Genomic DNA, 20,057 nt, shown 5'->3' on the forward strand with positions numbered 1-20,057 from the left:
CAGAAAAGGAGAATAGACAGTGAGTAAGATACTGGGGGGTGCGATGGTTGTTGCAGTATTCGCGATCAGCGGCTGTGACGTAGTGGACCCGGACTGCACGCCCGAAAAAGCCGCAAAACGTCAGGTCCAGCAAGCAACCATAGGTGTCAGCAACCGGTGCACACCGGCTGAGACTGCGCGCGATACCGCAGGTATCGACGGTTGAGGAATTCGGGCGCGCCAGAATTCTGACTGAAACGTGAGTGGTGGCAAAGTGACACCCGGTATCGTCCTAATGAAATCGGCGTCACTTTCTCAGGTTCTGGCAGTCCGGATCGGTTCCCCGTTCAAACCTCGTAGACCGGGGAACCGTCAGAATTAGCTTTTACAACGCCCCGAAGGGTTGGAGGCCACATGCGTTGGAAAGGACGACGTACAAGCAAAAACATCGACGACCGACGCCACGCACCCCGTGGCGTATCTCGTGCTGGTGTGGGCGGTGCCGGATTGATTGTTGTCCTCGTGATCGGCCTGCTTTTTGGTGTTGATATCACGCCGTTTCTGAGTGGCGGAGGTCAGGTTGCTCCTCCGCAAGCGAACGCGCCGGTGCAGGTTGACGATGAAACCGAAGAGTTTGTGGCCGTCGTCCTTGCAGATACCGAAGCGATCTGGGGCGAGATATTCAGAGACTCAGGTATTCAATACATGCCTCCGGTACTGGTCCTGTTTGCAGGCAGAACTCAGTCGGCGTGTGGGCGTGCCATGTCCGCGACCGGTCCATTCTATTGCCCGGTCGATCAGCGCGTCTATCTCGATACGTCTTTCTTTAGGATGATGGAGAAACGCCAAGGCGCGCGAGGTGATTTTGCCAAAGCCTATGTCATCGCCCATGAGGTGGCCCATCACGTACAGCACAGCCTTGGGGTTTTGGAACAAGTGAACCAAGCCAAAAGCCAGTCCAGCCAGGCACAGGCGAATGCTCTGTCCGTTCGCGTTGAATTGCAGGCCGATTGCTATTTCGGTGTCTGGGCCCGCGCCGTTGATCAACGGTTTGGTGTATTGGAGCCGGGTGATATCGAAGAAGCATTACACACCGCCGCCGCGATCGGAGATGACGCTCTGCAGCAGGCCTAACAGGGTGTCGTCGTCCCTGACAGTTTTACGCACGGCACCAGTGCACAACGGCAAAGCTGGTTCTATCGGGGATATGAAACCGGGGATCCAAACAATTGCGATACTTTTGCGACAAACCGGCTGTAAGCCCAATTGAACAAATCGAGGGCAACACGACACGAATTTCCTGGTCCATCCGGCTTTGCTCTAAATTCCGGAATAGATAGCAGCAGTAGTTGTCTGCTTTGTCGAACCGCAGTGCAACATCGCGAGGGTCGGCGGCGTTGACAGAAGCGGTCGGGAAAAGCCGACGCGAGAATATTCTCAAAACTCGAATTCGTTCGTTGGACGAAAACCTAAAGGCGCGTCGCAAGATTTAACAGGCGGTCACGATCCTGTCCGAAACTCGGGGCATCGATGGAAAGGAAACCTACAAGCGCCTGCGGGATAAATCGCAAAGCTCGCAAACCAGCATTGGCAAGATTGCTGCAGCAATCATTGCAACAAGTGATCTGTAGGAAGCTGTCTCACCAATTTTTATTTGGAGATCCCATCTAAACGGCGGCGCAACGAATGTCAGCTATGCGGACTGCAAGTGCAGCATCATACCCGTCTCTCGAGCGTCCGCTCAGGGCCGCGACTGACAGCCACTCTTGTCGGAGCTCGTGGAATGCTGCGCGGCCTCTGAGGTCGGCTCCGAGCCGAGGCTGTGTGAAAACTCTGGCCCACGAGCTCTCTCGTCGCGCTCGTTTTAAGCACCTGTGCAAAAGCTCTCCCAGAAGCGCCAGAGAATGCACATAGAGGGTGCTTTCGTCGTATTTTGCTAGACCGCCAGAGTTTTCACACAGCCTCAGCCCAAAACATCCATTGCTGCAGTAACCACCAATGCCTGCTTCATTATTAAAAACCTTCAATTCAATTGTCTGCATGTGCGGTTATATGCAATTAAAGAATCTACGAGTCAGTCATTATCCAATGCCTCCAGAATATTGTCGCAGGCTGACATTAATGCAATAACAAACGCCAAAACGCTATCGGGCAAGTCAAGCGGCGCAGCGTTGATTTCTTCCATGGCAATTTGGATTAGGTCACTATCAAGGTATTCTGGCTCTCGTGATATAAAGTGTTTTAGTTCTTTGATAGCTTCGCCATAAGAAGTTATTCGGTCATCATCTTCAAACGCAACTTCGATTGAATTCCAAGCTTGTTCAAGGTTGAAGAGAGCATTCTGGGCTTCGTCAATCGACCTTTTTAGTGTTTGATGCCACTCGACCTCGTTGTCTAGCTCATATTGATCTTGTCCAGCGTCGCTCTCTTCATGGGGTACACCCATGTCTTCAGCCTTGGTATCCGCGTAAAACTCGCAGTCAACGAATGTCGTTTTTTCGAATTGTTGAGTAAACTTGAGTTGCGACTCAAGAAGTTTGGATTTTATTAATTTGGTTCCGTCAAAATTAACTCCGCTCAAATCGTCGTTTCGTAGATCAAGCCCGGAAAAGCATGACCCTTTAAAAAAGGAACTCTTGTCAAACCCAAGCTCAGTTATCAACTTAATGGGAGTTTCCAGACTATCTTCCTCAATAGCCCTTATGATATGAGATTGGATCTCCGTCAGCTCAATCCTATTGCTCAAAGCTTGCGGCCCTCACTTTTGCTTGGCATAGCAGAACATCATTTGTATCCGCACTGTCAGTAAACACTTGCAGGACTCTAGAGATAAGAGTGTTGCGAGCATTATGCTGATCGTCTGCACCACCATTCCAATCACCATCGCGGGTAAATAGTGTTTGGATGTCGGCGGCACTCGTAGACACTTTAACCTCGACCAGCTCACCTTCCTTACACTTAAGGTCAGCGAATGGCTCAACATACACGTCGCCACGCAAGAGCTGCCCTGCTGGACCAGAGATAATCCATCGACCAAGCGTTTGAGGATCATCATCGATCCGCAAGTCGTCGACACTCGATGAACTGCTCTCCATCGAAGGTATCACAATACCATCGCACTCGACTGTTAGTTTTGCTTGGAATATACCCCATTCGATCCTACCTATTCTAACGTGGTCATCTTTACAGCCGCGTTCCCCAGGCCGTTTCAACCAAACACTTGTGACTTCAATGCCTTGGCTAGGACGAAACGAAATCCTAGGTAGGCATATTTCAAAAACTTCGTTGCCATCATCATCCATCTGGTTAGATTTACGTTTTGTTAAAATTTCACCTCGTAGAAATGCAACATCAGTGAAGTTTGTTTGCGTTGAGAATATTTTTGCGGGTGACACGTCGTATTTGCATACTTGATAAATGGCTTGGCAACCTGACTGGCTTATCATTTGTTTAGAGTTTGACCTCCTCCAACCTGACAATGTTGTCTTTGCACGAGGAAGAAATGTTGGTTCTTCGTCCACACCTTGCCGACTAAGCTGCCTCTTGATGCACCTGTGAAACCACGTGAGCTCATCTATCCCGCCAGGCTTGCCTTGTTTCGATTCCGGCATCTTTGCCCATGAATCGTAGGCCGCTGCTATCGTTGACTTTGATACGCTAAGCATGCCGTTCCTACCGTTGGTTAATTACTGTTCCGTGCAAGCTAACCTTACCGTATGACAATCAACTTCAAAGACAGGTCGCACCCAAAACCTGATATTCGCACCGGCAGGTGGTTTTCACCAACTCTCGGGTCATGGTAGCCGAACCATTCAGATGCAAGCTTTCCCTCCATGATTTTGAGAGAAGGATGAAACATGAAGATGCTGGCTGAGTTGAACTCGATGATTGTAATTCATTTGCAGCACTTGGACCTAATCGACACCGCTACGCTAATTGGAGCAGCCGCGTCCGTGGCCGGACTAACTTTGACTGTGCGGGCTAAGATCAAAAACAACAAGCGATGATTGTAGACGAAATCAATGGGGATCAGGTGGTCGAGAGTGGTTTCTTGCATCACTCGGATTTTGAGAAAAGTACACTTTGTGCACGCGTGGTCCGCGCCCCTTAGTTTGCAGTGCTTAGTTATGAACGTCCGCTTCGGGACGGGTGTGGACTTCGTGACAATGACCGAACGTTCGTTTTGTCCGGATAGTGTTGAAAAACTCGAAAATTCCGATCATTGCATTTTCTCGCCAAATTCCATCGCGCCTGAAAAGTTGCCCTAGTTTGAACGGAGAAGGCCATGAGCGCGCGACACGACGGCAATGCCTTGCATTGGCCGACCCCCTAGCTAAAATTTGCAGCCGACTTTCAACGGCCGGATTTTTTAACGCCTTCCGCCAAAATTGGAGTTTTTCAACACTATCTCCGCGATGTGTGAGTTCGGCGAGGCTCGGAAATCGCGCTTGCAGCTAATGACCGCTAAGCGGGCTGCGACCGCAGTATCTTGACCGGTTGGTGAAAGGCAGGAATGGGCCGGACATCCCCGGTACATTTTTGTTAAAACTTCTTTAAACCGTGATGGCGGCAATGCCGCCGTCTGAAAGCAAGGGAAGCGAAATGCCACTGTCTGAGATCGACGAAAACCCAATGGTGCCATACAAGCACCCCACGCCACAGGACGCGCTGCCCGAGATCGTAGTGCCAAATGCGCTGGCCGAAGACGACCCCCGGATGTGGGTCCAACAGACCGAAACAGTTTTCTTCCGCCCGCTCTGTCTGAATGTCAGTCAGGGATATTGGATGAACCTGCTCAAGGTGACAAAGGCAGGTGTTTTGTCTCGTCACCGCCACCCGAATCCAGTGCACGGCTTTGTGCTGAAAGGACGCTGGCATTATCTGGAGCACGACTGGGAGGCCACCGAAGGCTCTTACGTTTACGAGCCTCCGGGCGAAACCCACACCTTGGTTGTGCCGGAAGATGTCGAGGAAATGATCACCTATTTTCAGGTGAACGGAGTAATGTATTACTGCGATCCCGACGGAAATCATCTTGGCTACGAGGACGTGTTCACCAAGATTGACATGTGCCGGGCGCATTTTGAAAAAGTCGGCCTTGGCGCTGATTACGTGAAGAATTTTATCCGGTAAGGTCTATGAGCAACGTAACTTATGACTTCGCAAGTCGCACCGCTGTCATCACCGGTGGTGCGGCTGGGATCGGTGCAGAGATCGCCCGCCACTACGCTGCGGCGGGTGCAAACGTTGCCATCTGGGACATGGCCGAGCCCGCAGATGCGCCAGTCGGGTCCATCACGTGCAAAGTGGACATAAGCAAACCCGAGCAGATTAACGAAGCGGTTGCAGAAACCCGCGCGGCCTTTGGCGGCATCGATTTTTTGTCTCACAATGCAGGCTTTGCCGGGCCAACCCTGCCGGTGATCGAGAGTGACCCCGCCACATGGGCGCGTGTCGTCGAAGTGAACCTGACCGGCACCTTTTATCTGGCTCATGCGATCGTGCCAGTCATGCAAGAACGCGGGTTTGGCCGCATCGTCAACATGGCCTCGCTGGCCGGGAAGGAAGGTACGCCAAATGCGTCGGCCTATTCTGCGTCCAAGGCGGGTGTGATCGGCTTTACCAAATCGCTCGCGAAAGAGCTGGCGCAGACCGATATTCGCGTAAACTGCATCGCCCCTGCCGCAATCAAGACCGCAATTCTGGACCAGATGACGCCAGAATTTGTCCAGATCATGATCGACAAATCGCCGATGAAACGGCTGGGTTGGGTCGAAGAAGCCGCGCGGATGGTGATGTGGCTCAGTTCCGAGGACTGCACGTTTAACTCGGGCGCGGTTTTTGATCTCTCTGGCGGCAGGGCAACTTACTGATGGCCCACATTCGCAACTTCATGCCCGGCCCCGCCGAGGGGGCCGGGATTGTGCTGGCAGCACGAACTTGTCAATTGTCCTGATTTCGTCATCCTGACCCTCGGAGCGAGCCCGTTAAAAAAATCGAACGCGCCGAGCTTCTCCCGGAACAGGATTTGCCAAAAGGCGCAAATCTGCTGTGCATTGGCAAGAAACTTGGTGTCCTGTTGGGCTGTTGGAGACAGTGCATTTCATCGCGCAACCGGTTGCAGGAACGAGATTGAGTACAATCAATATCGTGTGCGATCCGGTCATGTGATGCAGCATGCGCATCTCGGGCTCCGTGATCTTGAGCACACGGTTGACGCCATCCAACGCTTTTATGACAGCTGTTCAAAACGGGGGGCGGACTGATCGGTTTGGCGTGTGCCTGGACTTGTCTGACGTCAGCGCCATTGGGACAATTTAGGGTGATTGAGGAACTATGTTGGAAGCAGCAATTGGCACAGACGATGTGAACGACAGGTTCGTTGCGGTTCAATAGTCTCAAATTGTTGCACCTGCGGCGAATGTCTTAAATGCGGGCGCGACGGCAGAAATCAAACGATGTGCTCAAGGTCCGCAATGGGCCGACATCAGGAGCCACAAAAAGTTTGGAACCCACCTACCGCAACATAAAGGCAACAAGACTTATGTACGCCGCGCCATTACGTGGTCCATGACCAAATTGAGCACCTCGACATCATCCTGGTTAAACGTTCGATAACGGAAGCGTACCGTTCCCCGATCGGGCTTGGAGCGTGAAGGGGTTAGTATCTCGACAGCAACCCGAGCGCGGAGCGTGTCACCAGGAAACACAGGAGCGAGCCACCGCACTTCGTCCATACCATGGCCGCCTAAGTTGGTGTCGGTGAGCACACCGGTGTCACGAAATAGTCGGAAGGTGAGTGCAATGGTTTGAAAGCCGCTGGCAATGATCCCGCCGAAGATCGACTTTGTTGCTGCTACTTTGTCCACGTGAAAGGGCTGAGGATCATGCGTAAGTGCAAAGTCAATAATCGCGCCCTCGGTGAGAGTAATCCCGCCGGTTTCGAAGGTATCTCCAACTGTCAGATCGTCAAAATACTTGCCGCTGGTCATTCCAAAATCATAGTCAGCAGTGGAGTTGCCCGTCAACGAGAACACTTATCCACCATCTGCCAGCCATGTTAGGCGAATTCTACTTCTTAGGCGTAAAGAGACTCGAAAGCTGACTTCAGTCGAAGTGAATCCCGCCATCAATAACCACCGTTTGCCCTGTGACGGATGGGCTCTTGCAAAAAGTTAAAACCTGTTGGGCGACGTCGTTGATGGATGTCGTCGTGCCTAAAATCGATTTATCGCGCCAGCTTGAAACGAACTCATCCGGAGCGCCCCCGGACATTTGTGTACCCTCCATTAAACCTGGAGAAATGCAATTTACGGTGACCTCCGGAGCCAGCGCCGCCGCCAAAAACCGGGTAAGTGGCGCCACGGCTGCCTTGCTGGGAGCGTAGGCTGCTGCAGCGCCCCAAACTCCGTGCCCAATTGTGGATGAAAGATTGATCACCCGACCCCATTGGGATGCGCGAAGAAATGGTGCAGCCGCTCTGGTCAAGTAATACGGCCCGTTTAGATTGACGTTCAGCAGTTCTATCCAGATTTCTGGCGTCAAAGCTTCGAGGTCACCATGAGGAAGTTCATGTCCACCGGATGCCATGCCGGCATTGTTGACCAGAATATCCAAACTGCCAAACGTGCCGACAACGTCATCAACACACTTGGAAACAGACGCAGGGTTGCAATGATCAATCTTAACCGCTTTCGCCAGTTGGCCCTGGTCAGTGATGCTCTCGCAGACAGTTTGCGCCCGGTGTGCGCCGCTTTGGTATCCAACGATCACCTTTACGCCATGGTCGGCGAGCAACTGGCAGATCCGAGTTCCAAGTCCACCACTGCCACCGCTCACCAAAGCCACGCTGCCTGCAATATCCATTTCTCACCTACGCTAAACCCCAATTCACTCAGGTAATGTACCAGATTAGATCCGTTTTACCGGATAGTCATAGGTACCGGATTTAACCAATCCAATTTCCACGGCAAATTACGGTTGCGTGGAATGTCCGCAATCCGGGCTGCGAGTGCAGCACTTGGACATAGTGCTCAACGTCCGCAATGGGCCGTCAGCCGGGCGTATACCAGATCGGGGCCGTATAGGCGCGTTCGGTTGTAACCATCGGCACTTCGGGTGGCATTTCGACGCCAAAGCGCTTGGCTTCATAGGCGGTCCAGCGCGGCGTGGGGATTTCAATGACCCGTGCGTAATAGAAGGACCGCAGTTCCGGATCAAAGTCGGGATCAGTCCAGATACCGATCAGTTCCGGGGCCCCGATGGTATTGGTCCAGGTGGCATTGGCCACGTCGACCGTATTGCCGACATCACCCACTGTTCCATCTTCGTTTGGTTCCCGATCCCCGGACCAGACTACGTCATAGATCTTTTCCTGTCCGTTTCCATCGGAGTCGATCCAGCCCTTGATGATCTGAATGCGGTCCAGATTGCCCGAGAGGGGATCGCGCAGGGCAGCCACCAAAAAGGACGGCACCTGGCCCTCCCGAGGTTGCGCTAGGTCCCCTCCCATCGGCACACCCTTGGCGTACCCGATATCCGCAGGCAATCGGCTGAGCGTGTCTTCAGCGGTGAAGCCGTAACCACCAAAGAACCGCACCAACATGCGGGAACCGGTGGTGCCATAGACTTCGCGCCGTTTCATCGCATCAAAAATAGCTTCGCGTGAGTTTTCGACAGCCCAGACCGCCGCATAACCACCTGCCGCCTGCTGCCAGCCGAGTATCGACAGATCCGGGTCAGGCGCCTCGATTACAACATGCTTCCAGCGATGCGGCTCGGGTTCGACGCCGGAATGCTTGCCAAAGAAGTTATTCTCTTCGACTGCGGTCAGTCCATTATGGGCGTCGGTGCTGCCGATCTGACCAAACTTGAACGGGTTCACTCCGAACCGGGCCTCCAGCTTCATGCCATTCTTCAGGGCTTCACGTGTGTACTCATACTGAAGCATGTCCGGCTCTTTCAGCTCTGTACCGTCCAGATTGGACCGGTCCCAGATGTCCTGATCCGCAAAGGCATCGTCAGGCGACAGCATCGGATGTGCCTCGCCTGTGCCTTTGATCTGGGTGACCTCGTAGAGCCGTTCGAACCGGTTGCGCAGCCGAACAATTTCGTCGGTCAAAGGGCCGCCGTCGAAGCTTTCGACATCGAACATGCGCCCGTTGCTGAGGTTTCCGTTATGCGGAATGGCAATGACATCGCCGCCGGTGCGCTCTTCGAACGCGGCCAGATGGCGCCACAGGTCTTCGGGGTTCTTGCTGTCATATTGTGAAAATGGCAGCGTCTGATTGGCTTCGTTCGCATCTCCACGAAAGATCACATTGCGATGCAGGTTGTTGCCACCATTGGTGGTGTATTCGTACCCGATCACAGCCGAGAAACGGCCCGGTTCGTTGTAACGGTCTGCCAGTGCGGTGTATTCTCGCCAGGCACTCTTGACAGCCGCGCCACTCTCAATCGGAGGTTCGTCATCGGACAACGTGCCGACAATTTCCATCGCAGTGTCAAAGGCCCTTTGGTCATCACCGCTGGTCAGCGCATCGTACCATCGCTTACCGGTCTCTGTCGCCAGAATCTCCCGATCACCCTTCAATAGTTGTGGCATCAGCCCGTACATTTCGGCGTGATCGGCAATGACCACGAAATCCAGCGGACGCGACAGCTTGGCGCGCAATCCATGAGTGGTGGTCACCTCTTCACCGCGCGCAAAGCGAAAAGCATCTTCCTGTGTCAAACGGGTCATGGTTCCCGCATCAACGGAGACGATGGTGTGCAGATGTGTATCACCCCACATGGGTAGCGTCGGGAAATTGCGCCCGGCATAGGGGGAGAATTCCTCGGTCCCCAATACCTTCTTTACACTGTCTTCGTGCGGAGTGTGATCTTGGGCGACGAGCGGACCTGACGCGATCGCGGTAACGAGAAGGAAACAGGTTAAGCGGTTTATCCGGGACCATATCATGATCATACCTCGTGCACGAAAAACGCTGTGATGATAAAATGATGAGGTAGTTTGCAATATGCGATTCTGGCCTGACCGACGGGATCCCGGTCCGCCTGAGGGGACGCAATAATGGAAAACGCCACGAACATGATGGCCGATACCGTTCGGGTTTTGCCCGTGAACGGCATAGAAGCCATGCAGGAAGGCGTCAAAGGCGCGTCGGTTGAACCCACACAACTTGGCAAGGGTGCGGTCAGGGGAAAGCTGACCTTTGCGGACCTTGGAGGTTCAGATCTGACCATCGGGCGACTTAGCGGATCGCTGGCTATCAACGGACCGCTGTCGCAGGACCGACTTGTGCTTGGCGTATTACTGGAGGCCAACGACACATCGCGGCAGTGGTCAACCTCCACCCGTACAGGCGATGTCGGAGTGTTCCCGGCTATGACTGAGCATGCATCAAGGTATTCAGGCCAGTCCGGCTATCTGACAATATCAGCCGATCTGGACGACATTCGTGAACGTGCCAAATTCCACGAAATACGGCTGCCGCGGAAGTTCTGGCGCTTAGGACAAATGTATCGGGGATCGATTAACGCGACGCGACATCTATTGAAAACCAGCCAAGCAATCGAAACGGTGTTGATAGGCTCGCAAAATACGACCTCCAGTCCGGCAGCCGCAGCATCCGCACGGCGTGAGGTCATCGACGCGCTTCTGTACACTTTCGATGACGCCGTTGGCCTGGAACAACTGCGTCACGTTGCCTTCAGGGAACCTCAGCGGGTTGTCCGACAAGCACAGGAGTACATCTGGCAACACTCGCACCGCGCCGTCAGCCTGGAGGAAATCTGCAGGGATCTGCGTCTGTCAGGGCGTAGTTTGCATCGAGCCTTTCATTCGGTTCTGGATATCTCTCCGGCGGCATATGCGCGAAACTGGCGGTTGACGCAGGTCAGACGCCATCTGGCACAATCGAATGGTGCGGATGTAAGCGTAACTGAAATTGCTACCAGATTTGGCTTTTGGGAGCTTGGTCGGTTTTCCGCGCAATTCAGGGCATTGTTTGGAGAGCTTCCCAGCCAGGTTCTGGCGCGCCAGTAGAAGTTGATCGGTTGTCTTTATTGCCTTTCTACAACTCCAAAAGTTGATGATGCGCGAACGTCTGTTATGGGGAAGCTGCACTGCGGCGTTTAATGACTTGACCGAGGGCGGCTTTGGGCCGTCAAGGTCCGACCATTTCTCCAACTAGGAAGTAATACGCCGCGAACATTACTGAACGGGGCCACCCTCTACACCAATTCGCTGACCATCGATTTCAGATGGCGCATGTCGGTACCGCAGCATCCTCCAAATACTTGAATCGACGGATTTTGCTGCGCAATCGCAGCAATCTGTTTGCCAAGCTCAATTGGATCGCCTTCGTCCAGCTCATCTGCTTCGTCAAGTTCCGCATGCGAGCAACTCGAAGCGTTCGCCACCATGCCTTTAAGTCGGGGGTGGTTGCCAAGCGCTCCGGCGAAATGGGTCGGATGAGCGCAGTTGACCATAAAAAACAGCGCCGCCGAGTCCGTTGCCTCGTCGATCTGATCAATTCCGTCCACAAGTTTGGTTCCGTCCGCAAGACACCCGTCTGTCTCAACAACCAAAGACATGATGATTGGCAGTTCAGCGTCTCGGGCAGCGAGGATACATCCGGCTGCCTCGCTGGGACGGTTGAATGTATAAGCAGTGACCAGGTCGACGCTAGTGTCTTTCAGGCTTTGCATTTGAACAGCATGGTATTGACGTGCATCTTCGACGGGTACCGGCGGGATGTCGGCGTAAGGATCATGGCGCGGGCCGATACAGGCCGACACCAGTATATCATTGCGAACGGCAGCCTGGCGCACGTCTTCCATTAGACTAACTGCATCTTTGTTCACCTCAACGAGCCGTTCTGCATCGTACCCCAAAGGCGCTGCCCGGTCGGCGTTCGCCATCCATGTGGGCGCATCAAGGATGCATCCGACATTCATTTCACGGGCGAGATCGACAAGAGCTTGCATTTGACCGGCCAGTATTGCCCTAGTGCTAGGTTCTTTCAGCAATGGAAACGACGCGAAACTGGGTAGCTCGACTCCATGATTGAATATCAGGTCGGTGCCAGTGCCGGCGTAAACCAGAAAGGTCTTGTCACCTTCGAGTGGGAGCCGTTGCGCCATTCTGATCCACACCTATTGCCGTTACGTTTTCACAAGAAACCTACATTGTCTCGGATCTCCTGTGAACCTTAGGGCGGCGACAGGGTGTCTTCCGCGAGCATGACCTCATCTTCCCGGGCAACTCGCTACTGCAGCGAGTGTCCCCTTCGGCGGACCGCACCGCGGAGTCATCAAGCCATTGCCAATGGCCGATTTGGGCCGCCATCAATTGGCTGGAACTGCTTTACCCCGTACACCATGAGTGGTCGGCCCCCAGAGTTATTGCTGATTGTAAATGCTTCGAAGGCCCTTAAGATGAGTGACATTTTTTGGAGAACCAAATGAGAACCCTACGGATTATCCTGCTTTTGGCGATACTCGGTGTTCCCGCCAGTGCTGAGGAGCAACGCATCGAGATCAACAATGTCTACCCTCTAAACCAAGAGAACTTTGACCTTGGAGATCACATTTTTCACCTAACGGACAATACGGGTGGTTTCGAAGTAATTGAGGGTCCAATGGATGACGGGCCTGCCAGGTGTTTGGGTTCTGGATTTGGATTTGAAGACGGCACCAACTCAATCAATGGAATATGTGTTTTCGGTGAAGGTGATGACACTTTTATCATGCGATGGAAGGCCGGGGAAAAAGGCGAGGCCAACACTTGGGAAATCGTCACCGGGACGGGGCGCTACGAAGGAATGACTGGCAGCGGCATAGCGACAACAGATATCGCCTCAGCATACCAAGCGCTGCCCCTGAGGCGAACTCATATTGTTGGAACGGTGGAAATCCCTGACTAGGACGGCAGCGGTTTAAGTATCTGCACAGTTTCGATTGGTCTCGAACTAATTTGGTCTTAAGTGGCTTTTGCAACTAGGTCTCAATCCTTTCGGGATCACTTGCTTTAGTGCGGCGTACGTCCGCTTAGTCCCGCGAAATGTGAGTTCGTGTATCGTCCGCCAGCACCTCAATGGAGCAAAAGCCGCTGATGCACTAACAATCATTTTGGATCAGTCAGGTGAGGCTGCTCAGCAAAGTTGAATTCTGCACCACCGCCGTCTCAAAAAAGTCCTTTCCGTAATATGGTACGGTCAGACATCGGGAGGGACCCAGATATGCTCGAAAAGGTAACAATCGCATTGTCCATGTTTCTGATTTCGGGGCAGGCCTTTGCGCTTGATTGCGGCGAAGTATCCAATCCCTGCAAGTTAGACACCGGTGAATATCATATTGCCCTGCCAGATGAATGGCAGGGCGGGCCAGTCGTGATACACTTGCATGGTTATGGCGGGTCCGGAGCAAAGGTGCTTAAAAACAAGCAGTTCGTCGAAGCATTCACCGCGCGGGGTTATGCGTTTGTGGCGCCGACCGCACTGCCATGGCAGGAAGGCAATCCTGCTGACTGGTCGGTTAGGGATGGGTGGATTACCTATCCCCGCTCTGATGTCAGGTTTCTCCGTGACGTGCTGGCGGATCTCGTGATCCGTGCAAACGTGAATCCAGACCAGGTGTTGCTGACAGGTTTCTCACGGGGTGGTTCCATGGTGTGGGAAGTTGCGTGCCTCGCACCAGATCTGGCGCGTGGCTATGCCCCTGCGTCCGGTGGCTTCTGGCTCCCAATGACCCAAGAATGCCTCGGGCCTGTTCACATGCTTCACACACACGGTTTCACTGACAAGGTTGTGCCGCTTGAAGGCAGATCAATACACAATGAAGAATTCGATATCACCATTACCCAGGCCGATATCTGGGAGGGTCTTGCGTTATGGCGCCGAAGAAACGAATGCCAACACAACGCGGCAGAAAACGAAGTGAGAGCCAATCTCTGGCGCAAACGGTGGGAATGCGAATACGGTAGTCTTGAACTCTTTTTGCACGACGGCGGGCACGGCTACCCAAAAGAATGGGGCACGATGGCGCTCGACTGGTTCGAAAACATGGAAAACTGACGAAACAACGAAATCACTGTGGTCGTGCCAGTTCAGCCAAAACTAGCCCATTGGCTTTGAATCACACCGTGCTGGGTAAACTTTAATAACCCTCAAAAAAATTGCCCAGATAGCAGCAATGATGACTCCGGCGCCGGCAGCGAACACCAATGCGATTGCGCTGAAAAACAAACGCGGCTGGCTGGAGCGGCGGACAATCGAAAAATGAATTCTTATCTGGCCTCTAATCAAACCATCTGCTGCCATCGATAAAGCAAAAAGGCCAAGAGACAGCGCACTGGATCCCCCCCAAAGCCGTTGCCATTGCTCATCCTCAGTCAATGCCAACGGCAAACCGGTTACGACAAAAAGCGCTGCGAAGAGCCACATCAAATACGTAAATATCATCAAACCGGTAACCGACTGCCCTATTCAATCCAGTAATTGACCAGGGCGGCTTCCGCAAACTCACCGAGATCAGGATGGTCGCTGAAATGGTACAAAAATCTCAACACGACCTCCTTCTGCGCAGGTGTTAATTGGTTGAACTTGGACTTCCGGAACTCGTGCAGCATTTCTTTCGATGTGCCGGGGTCGAGTGCCAGAAGAATGCTTTCACTGGCATATTCCGGACTGTCTGAATTTCGCAGAGCCCAAAGCAGATACGCAGGCAAATAATACCGAAATGCCTTGGCGCTGAAGGCAGTGGGGGCAGCGTAACCGTAAACGATCATTTGATCGGTCATCTCATGCCATTTGACCCCGCCGTAGAACTCAAGAATATCCACGTCATCCATACATTCGGGGTGAAGAAGTTCATCATCAGTAGGCGGATCTAGGCCGTCAAATGCAGCAATGATTTGGGTTGCAAGAGCTTCCGTGGTTGTCGTTACCTTTGGCATGGTCACATATTAAACTGGCTGAAACCTCGAAATCGAGCGTATCAGCAACAATTCGGATTCGAGTGATTGCGATGAATAACGGACAGAGGCTTTTTCAGGACATCGTTCGAAGTTCAACAGCGGAGACGAAGAAGCTGCTTTGGGGCAGCACAATTGGGATGTATGTGTAGAAGTGTTTTGAGGAAGCCGGGTGTCCCTAGTGTGTTACAAAGAGCGCCCTTGATCGATTTGGGAAAAAGATGATGAGCGGCGATTCTGAAACCTACCAGGGAATCTGTTATTGCGGCGCATGTACTGTTTCCGCTGCCGGTGAGCCGATGGTTATGGCGTATTGTCATTGCCACTCTTGCAGAAAATGGCATTCGGCGCCGGTTAATGCATGGTGTCTCTGGTCGGCAGACAATGTCTCGTTGTCTGGGCCGACGGTTCAATCGGACAAGAATGATGAAAGCCATCGTGTTTCCTGTGGTAAATGCGGGGGTGCATTGGTGAATATCAAACCCGGTAAGGACATCGTCGCGGTCTACGCAATGTCGCTGGCCGAATCCGGGTTGAGCTTTGAGCCAACCTTTCACATCTTCTACGGTGAGCGTGTTTTCGACATGGCCGATGGCCTGCCGAAGTGGAAGACGGTTCCAACATCGTTCGGAGGGGATGGGGTCGCAGTGCCTGAACCGGATAGAACCGGTTGGATTTCCTTGGACACGCGAGCCGAAGTGTGAAACGCAAACTCACCTCGATCTTGGCAGCCGACATTGTCGGCTTCTCGCGGCTTGTGGAAGCCGCCGAGGAAGCCACGCTGGCCCGTCAGAAAGAACTGCGCCTGTCCGTGTTCGACCCCGGCATCGAGCAGGCTGGGGGTAAGATCATCAAGTCGACAGGCGACGGATTTCTGGCCGAGTTCTCTAGTGTAGTGGAAGCGGTGCGGTTCGCGATAGCGGCGCAAGAAGCGGTTCGCGCAGAGGAAGAATCCACGCCTCAGGATCGGCAGATCAGTTATCGCATGGGCCTTCACATAGGCGACGTGGTTGTTGATGACGGCGATATCTATGGCGACGGTGTGAATCTCGCGGCTCGTTTGGAAGGCGCTGCCCCGACGGGCGGGATTTGCATCTCCGCTGCCGTCCGTGACCAGATCGTTGGCATAATGGACGAGCTGTTCGCTGATGTCGGTGAGTTGGCGCTGAAAAACATCTCGCGCCCGATCCACGCCTTTGTCTGGCCCCCCGACCAAGGTGGTGCACTGAACAGTACCACCACACCGTCCATCGGGGTTACATCCCCAAAACCAACGATAGCCCTTGCCGCATTCGAAGCCCTTGGCAACAGTGACGATGCCAAGATGTTGGCAGAGGCCTGCAATCACACGGTAGAGGCGGCGCTTGCCAATCTTACGGGGGTGAATCTGATCGCTCTTGATGCGGACCCGGATCATGTCGCCACGGCAGTGTTTCAGGCGTCCGGCAAACAGGTCCGCGCAACACTTAAGTTGCGCGAAACGAGCACGTCAGCAACCTATCTGACCCAGCGAATGAGCGGTGATCTTTCCGACCCTTTCTTGGCTGAAGATCTGTTGTCGGGCGAAATCGCGACAACGATCCGTTACGGAATTCTGCAACGAATTGCTGAGCACGCAGCTGAGACAGAGACAAACGACCCCGAGGCAATGCTGAATCTTGCGGGGCACTACATGATGGGATCGCAGCCTGAAGAATGGGAGGCTGCGGGCCGTCTGTTGGACAGGATCCTGACACTCCAGCCACGCAATTTTATGGCCGTTGGGATGAAGGCGAACACGTTGATCGGCGAATTGGTATGGGGTTACCGTCCGATACACCCGGAGGATATCGAAGCGGCCGACGCCGGGTTGAGCAAGGCAGTATCGTTGAATGATCAAAGCGACTACTTGCACCTGATCCGGGGGATTTTTCACTACGGTATTACTGGCGATCTGGATGCGGCGGTGCGGTGTGTTGAACGTGGGTTCGAAATCAGTCCGCAGTTTGCCCAGGGACATATGGTACTGGGGTGGATTCAGAACCTGATGGGCCAACCAGAGTTAGCGCTGAACTCCATCAAAAAGGGGTCGTTTTCTCTTGCGAAGAACCGGATATATCATCGTGTCCCACAAGCGTTAGCCCAGACATATCTTGTTATGGGTGATTTTGAGAATGCCATCGCCAATGCCAACCGGGCTCTACAAAACTCGCCGGGGTTGCCGGTCGCACAATTATATCTTGCCAGCGCGGCTGGTCAGGCTGGATTACCTGATCAAGGAGCAAGGGCACGGGAGGCCCTTTTGGCGTCCGATCCGGACTTCCGGATTAGCGGCGTGCGCAGGTTCCATTTTCAGGAGCCGGCACGTTGGGACGCTATTCTGGATGGGCTTCGCGCAGTGGGGCTGCCTGAATAGAAGTTCGCCCGAGACAGTGTCGTGTGCAATTTGAGTTGGATGCGATGATCGGTTTCCAACTCCACGAGACGTGCTCACAATCCTAAACCTAAATTTGGATTTGCAAGCAGTGAAAGCGCTCAATTCGCAATGCGGACGTCGATGACGAATCGTTCAGCGAAAATTTCTTAGCCCTGCAAAGTGGCAATTTTTACTGATGCTAACTTTCGCAGTTACAGCGAATGCCGCGAGTGTGGGCTGCAATCGCAACATTCGGAGGCGATGTTCAATGTCCAGTTCGGGCTGTCCTCGACAGAGCGAGACAGTGCCAGGTTTAAGATACTGCCATTACACTGATGACAGCAATTATCCCGGTGCGGGCCTTTAGCATGTCAGGCCAAACAAGATTCAAGCGCACGGCGTTACTCCAGGAATTGCACCTCGAGTTTTCCGGACAATTGAACGCTGATTATTTCGGTCGGACCTGACCCCGTCGTCAGGACTTTGTGTGCGGTGCCGGCCGGGATTATCAGAATATCACCAACGGTCACTTCCGTTGTGTCGTTTCCAACAATTACATGTGCCTGGCCTTGCCTGACGATATAGACTTCATCGTATGGATGCTTGTGAAGTGGGGGACCTTTGCCTGCATCGCTGACTTCATTGAAAAGAAATGACACGCCCACGCCGGTATCCGCCCCTTCGAACTTTCCGTTCCAACCGTCGCCAGAAGCCCAGTCAGCTTTTCGGAGAAGTCGCCAAGACATGGAAAGTCCCTCCCTTTGAGACGGGCAGTATAACAACGGCGCAACCATATGCCAGCTTCGTCCCAAATTCAGACATTGAGACCGTTGGCTCGGCCAAAATCGGTGTAGAAGGAATCGCTGGTTAGTTTTGTGCGCGTTTGCTCATCGATTGTTCCGGATTCACGCGAAATTTTGCTGACACCACAACCTTCAATGATACGGTTCACCAAATTGAACACGCCGCAAACCTGAATAGCATCGAACAATGCATCTTCTGACCATCCAGCATCGTAGACCGCCTGTGAGTCCTCTTCTGTCATACGGGCAGGTGAGAGTGTGAGTTTTGCGACGTAGGCGAGAATGGGCCGGATCCGAGGATCCACCGAGGCAGAGTTTGGATCCTCCATCAGTGCCTCAATCACCTTTGGATCAATGCCATAAGCACGGGCAAAGACTGTATGGGCGTCGTAGCAATATGAGCATGCATTCAAACCAGAAACATAGGCGGCAATAAGCTCCCGCTCAGAAGCAGAAAGTTCGCTCTCTCCCCGCATTACTAGGCTTTCATACTCACACCATGGAGCCAACTTTTTTGGAAACATCTGAAATACGTCGCCGAGCGTAGCGCCGTCGGAAAGTGACGGGAAAAGCCTTTTCATTTGGTGTCCTCCACGACAAGAAATCTTGACAGAAGTATGTGCTGCCCGAAACGCCTCATTGGCATCAGACTAACATCTCGCTCGGTCTTCACAAATGTCAGCTTGGTCCGCTAGGCCGTGAGTTCGACTACCGCCGGATATCGCGCCCGAAGCGAATGTCCGGTTCGGTGAAGCTGCATTGCGGCGTGAGCTTACCCGATGAATGGCTGGAATGGGCCGGCTCAACAGCAACTCGCAATGATCTCTCTATTCGTGCGTTCGCAGTTTCTTTGGATCGTAGATGGGACTTGCAACGATGGTCGCTTGCGTATTTAGGCCGTCGCCTGACACGGTCAGCGTCGCTCCAGCTGGCAGTCCTGGAACAACGTGTGCAAGGGCAAGGGATTTTCCCATCCGGTGTGAATAGCAGGGGCTGTTGATCAAGCCGACAGTTTGGCCGCCCAGCGAAAGCGTTTCACCACCGGCGACCATGTCGGGGTGATCTATGTCCAGGCACACATTGTCGATCTTCTCCTTTCCCTTCGCAGCCAAGACGGCCGCCTTTCCGCGATAGTCAGCCTTGGTGCTGCTGACGGTAAACCCAAGGCCGACCTCCCATGGGGTGTTGTCCTCGGTCATGTCATAGCCATAAAACAAGAGCCCGGCTTCGATCCGCACCTTGTCCAGAGCGGTAAAAGAACAGGGCATAACGCCCTCCTGCACGAGCTTGTCCCAGATATCCGTAATAACTGTCCCATCTGCGAAAATCTCATAGCCGCGTTCGCCGGAATAGCCCGTGCGTGAGATACGACAGGAATGGCCGAACAGAACCGCTGGCGCGTGTTCGAAACAAGCCAGTTCGGCCAGGTCGATTTCCGTGTGGGCGCTCAGAATCTCCAGAGAGGCAGGGCCCTGCACCGACAGGTCATGCAGTTCGTCGGTAAAATCGATCTGAACGTCACGCCCTGCCGCCGAGGCTTCCAGCAGCGCCATGCTGTCGCCAGAGCCATGCACGATCATCCATTCGTTGCCACCATTGTTCGACACGATCGCATCGTCGGCGATCCCGCCGTCATCGGTCAGAACGCAGAGGTAGGCAGCCTTGCCTGGTCCTACTTTGGTCAGATCGCGCGTGGTCAGATGGTCCAGCACTGCCTGAGCTTCAGGGCCTCGCACGAGCACTTTCTTCAGGGGAGACATGTCGAACATACCGGCCCGTTCACGGACCGCATCGTGCTCATCATTGGGATCTGAGTTATAGGTCCAGGCCGTACCCATGCCGTTCCAGTCCTCCAACCCAGAGCCAAGCGCGGTATGGCGCGATGCAAGGGCGGATGTGCGGC

20 protein-coding genes and 1 pseudogene are annotated in these 20,057 nt (G+C 53.5%); 10 read left to right on the top strand and 11 right to left on the bottom strand.

Annotated features, from left to right (window positions below):
* The first annotated feature begins 19 nt into the window (after positions 1 to 19).
* From ACR0JR_RS19185 to ACR0JR_RS19195, 3 genes and pseudogenes are all read left to right on the top strand, one after another.
* Positions 20 to 205 (top strand): hypothetical protein, encoded by a 186-nt coding sequence (locus ACR0JR_RS19185; RefSeq protein ID WP_170425145.1) that lies wholly within the window; start codon positions 20 to 22, stop codon positions 203 to 205.
* A gap of 188 nt (positions 206 to 393) precedes the next feature.
* A pseudogene (gene ypfJ / locus ACR0JR_RS19190) lies at positions 394 to 1,239 on the top strand (KPN_02809 family neutral zinc metallopeptidase).
* A 245-nt stretch (positions 1,240 to 1,484) separates the two neighbouring features.
* A complete protein-coding gene (locus ACR0JR_RS19195) occupies positions 1,485 to 1,610 on the top strand; it encodes a hypothetical protein (RefSeq protein ID WP_480457566.1) in 126 nt (41 codons plus the stop codon).
* Between the two features lie 443 nt (positions 1,611 to 2,053).
* Here ACR0JR_RS19195 and ACR0JR_RS19200 read toward each other — a convergent pair whose 3' ends face one another.
* Together ACR0JR_RS19200 and ACR0JR_RS19205 are read right to left on the bottom strand one after the other, a co-directional pair.
* Positions 2,054 to 2,725 (bottom strand): hypothetical protein, encoded by a 672-nt coding sequence (locus ACR0JR_RS19200; RefSeq protein ID WP_480457530.1) that lies wholly within the window; start codon positions 2,723 to 2,725, stop codon positions 2,054 to 2,056.
* A complete protein-coding gene (locus ACR0JR_RS19205; protein WP_480457531.1) occupies positions 2,715 to 3,590 on the bottom strand; it encodes a hypothetical protein in 876 nt (291 codons plus the stop codon). Before ACR0JR_RS19205 ends, ACR0JR_RS19200 begins: the two co-directional genes overlap by 11 nt.
* Positions 3,591 to 4,581: 991 nt before the next feature.
* On the opposite strand from ACR0JR_RS19205, the gene ACR0JR_RS19210 reads away from it, so the two are divergent.
* Positions 4,582 to 5,112, top strand: a complete 531-nt coding sequence (locus tag ACR0JR_RS19210) for a 2,4'-dihydroxyacetophenone dioxygenase family protein (protein ID WP_480457533.1) — start codon at positions 4,582 to 4,584, stop codon at positions 5,110 to 5,112.
* 5 nt (positions 5,113 to 5,117) lie between these two features.
* Entirely contained in the window at positions 5,118 to 5,852 is a 735-nt protein-coding gene (locus ACR0JR_RS19215) for an SDR family NAD(P)-dependent oxidoreductase (protein ID WP_480457535.1), read from the top strand.
* Between the two features lie 669 nt (positions 5,853 to 6,521).
* On the opposite strand, the gene ACR0JR_RS19220 is transcribed toward ACR0JR_RS19215, so the two are convergent.
* The 3 genes from ACR0JR_RS19220 to ACR0JR_RS19230 all read right to left on the bottom strand — a co-directional run bounded on the left by ACR0JR_RS19220 (position 6,522) and on the right by ACR0JR_RS19230 (position 9,940).
* A complete protein-coding gene (locus tag ACR0JR_RS19220; protein ID WP_480457536.1) occupies positions 6,522 to 7,007 on the bottom strand; it encodes a MaoC family dehydratase in 486 nt (161 codons plus the stop codon).
* A 79-nt stretch (positions 7,008 to 7,086) separates the two neighbouring features.
* On the bottom strand, positions 7,087 to 7,845 hold the full coding sequence (locus tag ACR0JR_RS19225) for an SDR family NAD(P)-dependent oxidoreductase (protein WP_480457537.1): 759 nt from the start codon (positions 7,843 to 7,845) through the stop codon (positions 7,087 to 7,089).
* 187 nt (positions 7,846 to 8,032) lie between these two features.
* A complete protein-coding gene (locus tag ACR0JR_RS19230) occupies positions 8,033 to 9,940 on the bottom strand; it encodes a DUF3604 domain-containing protein (protein WP_480457539.1) in 1,908 nt (635 codons plus the stop codon).
* Positions 9,941 to 10,051: 111 nt separating this feature from the next.
* Between ACR0JR_RS19230 and ACR0JR_RS19235 the strand changes: the two genes are divergently transcribed.
* Positions 10,052 to 11,026 (top strand): AraC family transcriptional regulator, encoded by a 975-nt coding sequence (locus tag ACR0JR_RS19235; RefSeq protein WP_480457541.1) that lies wholly within the window; start codon positions 10,052 to 10,054, stop codon positions 11,024 to 11,026.
* 188 nt (positions 11,027 to 11,214) lie between these two features.
* Here ACR0JR_RS19235 and ACR0JR_RS19240 read toward each other — a convergent pair whose 3' ends face one another.
* On the bottom strand, positions 11,215 to 12,126 hold the full coding sequence (locus tag ACR0JR_RS19240; RefSeq protein WP_480457543.1) for a homocysteine S-methyltransferase family protein: 912 nt from the start codon (positions 12,124 to 12,126) through the stop codon (positions 11,215 to 11,217).
* 320 nt (positions 12,127 to 12,446) lie between these two features.
* Here ACR0JR_RS19240 and ACR0JR_RS19245 point away from each other — a divergent pair, with 320 nt between their 5' ends.
* Complete coding sequence (locus ACR0JR_RS19245) at positions 12,447 to 12,908, top strand: hypothetical protein (protein ID WP_480457545.1); 462 nt, start codon at positions 12,447 to 12,449, stop codon at positions 12,906 to 12,908.
* A gap of 315 nt (positions 12,909 to 13,223) precedes the next feature.
* The gene (locus tag ACR0JR_RS19250) at positions 13,224 to 14,057 is read left to right on the top strand and encodes a CE1 family esterase (protein WP_480457547.1); all 834 of its coding nucleotides are present in this window, start codon (positions 13,224 to 13,226) and stop codon (positions 14,055 to 14,057) included.
* Between the two features lie 42 nt (positions 14,058 to 14,099).
* Here ACR0JR_RS19250 and ACR0JR_RS19255 read toward each other — a convergent pair whose 3' ends face one another.
* Together ACR0JR_RS19255 and ACR0JR_RS19260 are read right to left on the bottom strand one after the other, a co-directional pair.
* Positions 14,100 to 14,444 (bottom strand): hypothetical protein, encoded by a 345-nt coding sequence (locus ACR0JR_RS19255; RefSeq protein ID WP_480457549.1) that lies wholly within the window; start codon positions 14,442 to 14,444, stop codon positions 14,100 to 14,102.
* Positions 14,445 to 14,464: 20 nt separating this feature from the next.
* The gene (locus ACR0JR_RS19260) at positions 14,465 to 14,938 is read right to left on the bottom strand and encodes a DUF6714 family protein (RefSeq protein WP_480457568.1); all 474 of its coding nucleotides are present in this window, start codon (positions 14,936 to 14,938) and stop codon (positions 14,465 to 14,467) included.
* 242 nt (positions 14,939 to 15,180) lie between these two features.
* On the opposite strand from ACR0JR_RS19260, the gene ACR0JR_RS19265 reads away from it, so the two are divergent.
* On the top strand, positions 15,181 to 15,660 hold the full coding sequence (locus ACR0JR_RS19265) for a GFA family protein (RefSeq protein WP_480457551.1): 480 nt from the start codon (positions 15,181 to 15,183) through the stop codon (positions 15,658 to 15,660).
* Positions 15,657 to 17,351, top strand: coding sequence for an adenylate/guanylate cyclase domain-containing protein (locus ACR0JR_RS19270; RefSeq protein WP_480457552.1), 1,695 nt, complete (start codon positions 15,657 to 15,659; stop codon positions 17,349 to 17,351). The genes ACR0JR_RS19265 and ACR0JR_RS19270 overlap by 4 nt, the downstream gene beginning before the upstream one ends.
* 401 nt (positions 17,352 to 17,752) lie before the next feature.
* Here ACR0JR_RS19270 and ACR0JR_RS19275 read toward each other — a convergent pair whose 3' ends face one another.
* The 3 genes from ACR0JR_RS19275 to ACR0JR_RS19285 form a co-directional block, all read right to left on the bottom strand.
* Positions 17,753 to 18,097 carry a cupin domain-containing protein gene (locus tag ACR0JR_RS19275; protein ID WP_480457554.1) on the bottom strand — a complete coding sequence of 115 codons (345 nt, stop codon included), beginning with the start codon at positions 18,095 to 18,097 and terminating at the stop codon, positions 17,753 to 17,755.
* Between the two features lie 68 nt (positions 18,098 to 18,165).
* The gene (locus tag ACR0JR_RS19280; protein WP_480457556.1) at positions 18,166 to 18,735 is read right to left on the bottom strand and encodes a carboxymuconolactone decarboxylase family protein; all 570 of its coding nucleotides are present in this window, start codon (positions 18,733 to 18,735) and stop codon (positions 18,166 to 18,168) included.
* Positions 18,736 to 18,981: 246 nt separating this feature from the next.
* Positions 18,982 to 20,057: aminomethyl transferase family protein (locus tag ACR0JR_RS19285; protein ID WP_480457558.1), on the bottom strand; the 1,076-nt coding region annotated here is incomplete at its 5' end.

The organism is Ruegeria sp. AA3 (genome assembly GCF_056542905.1).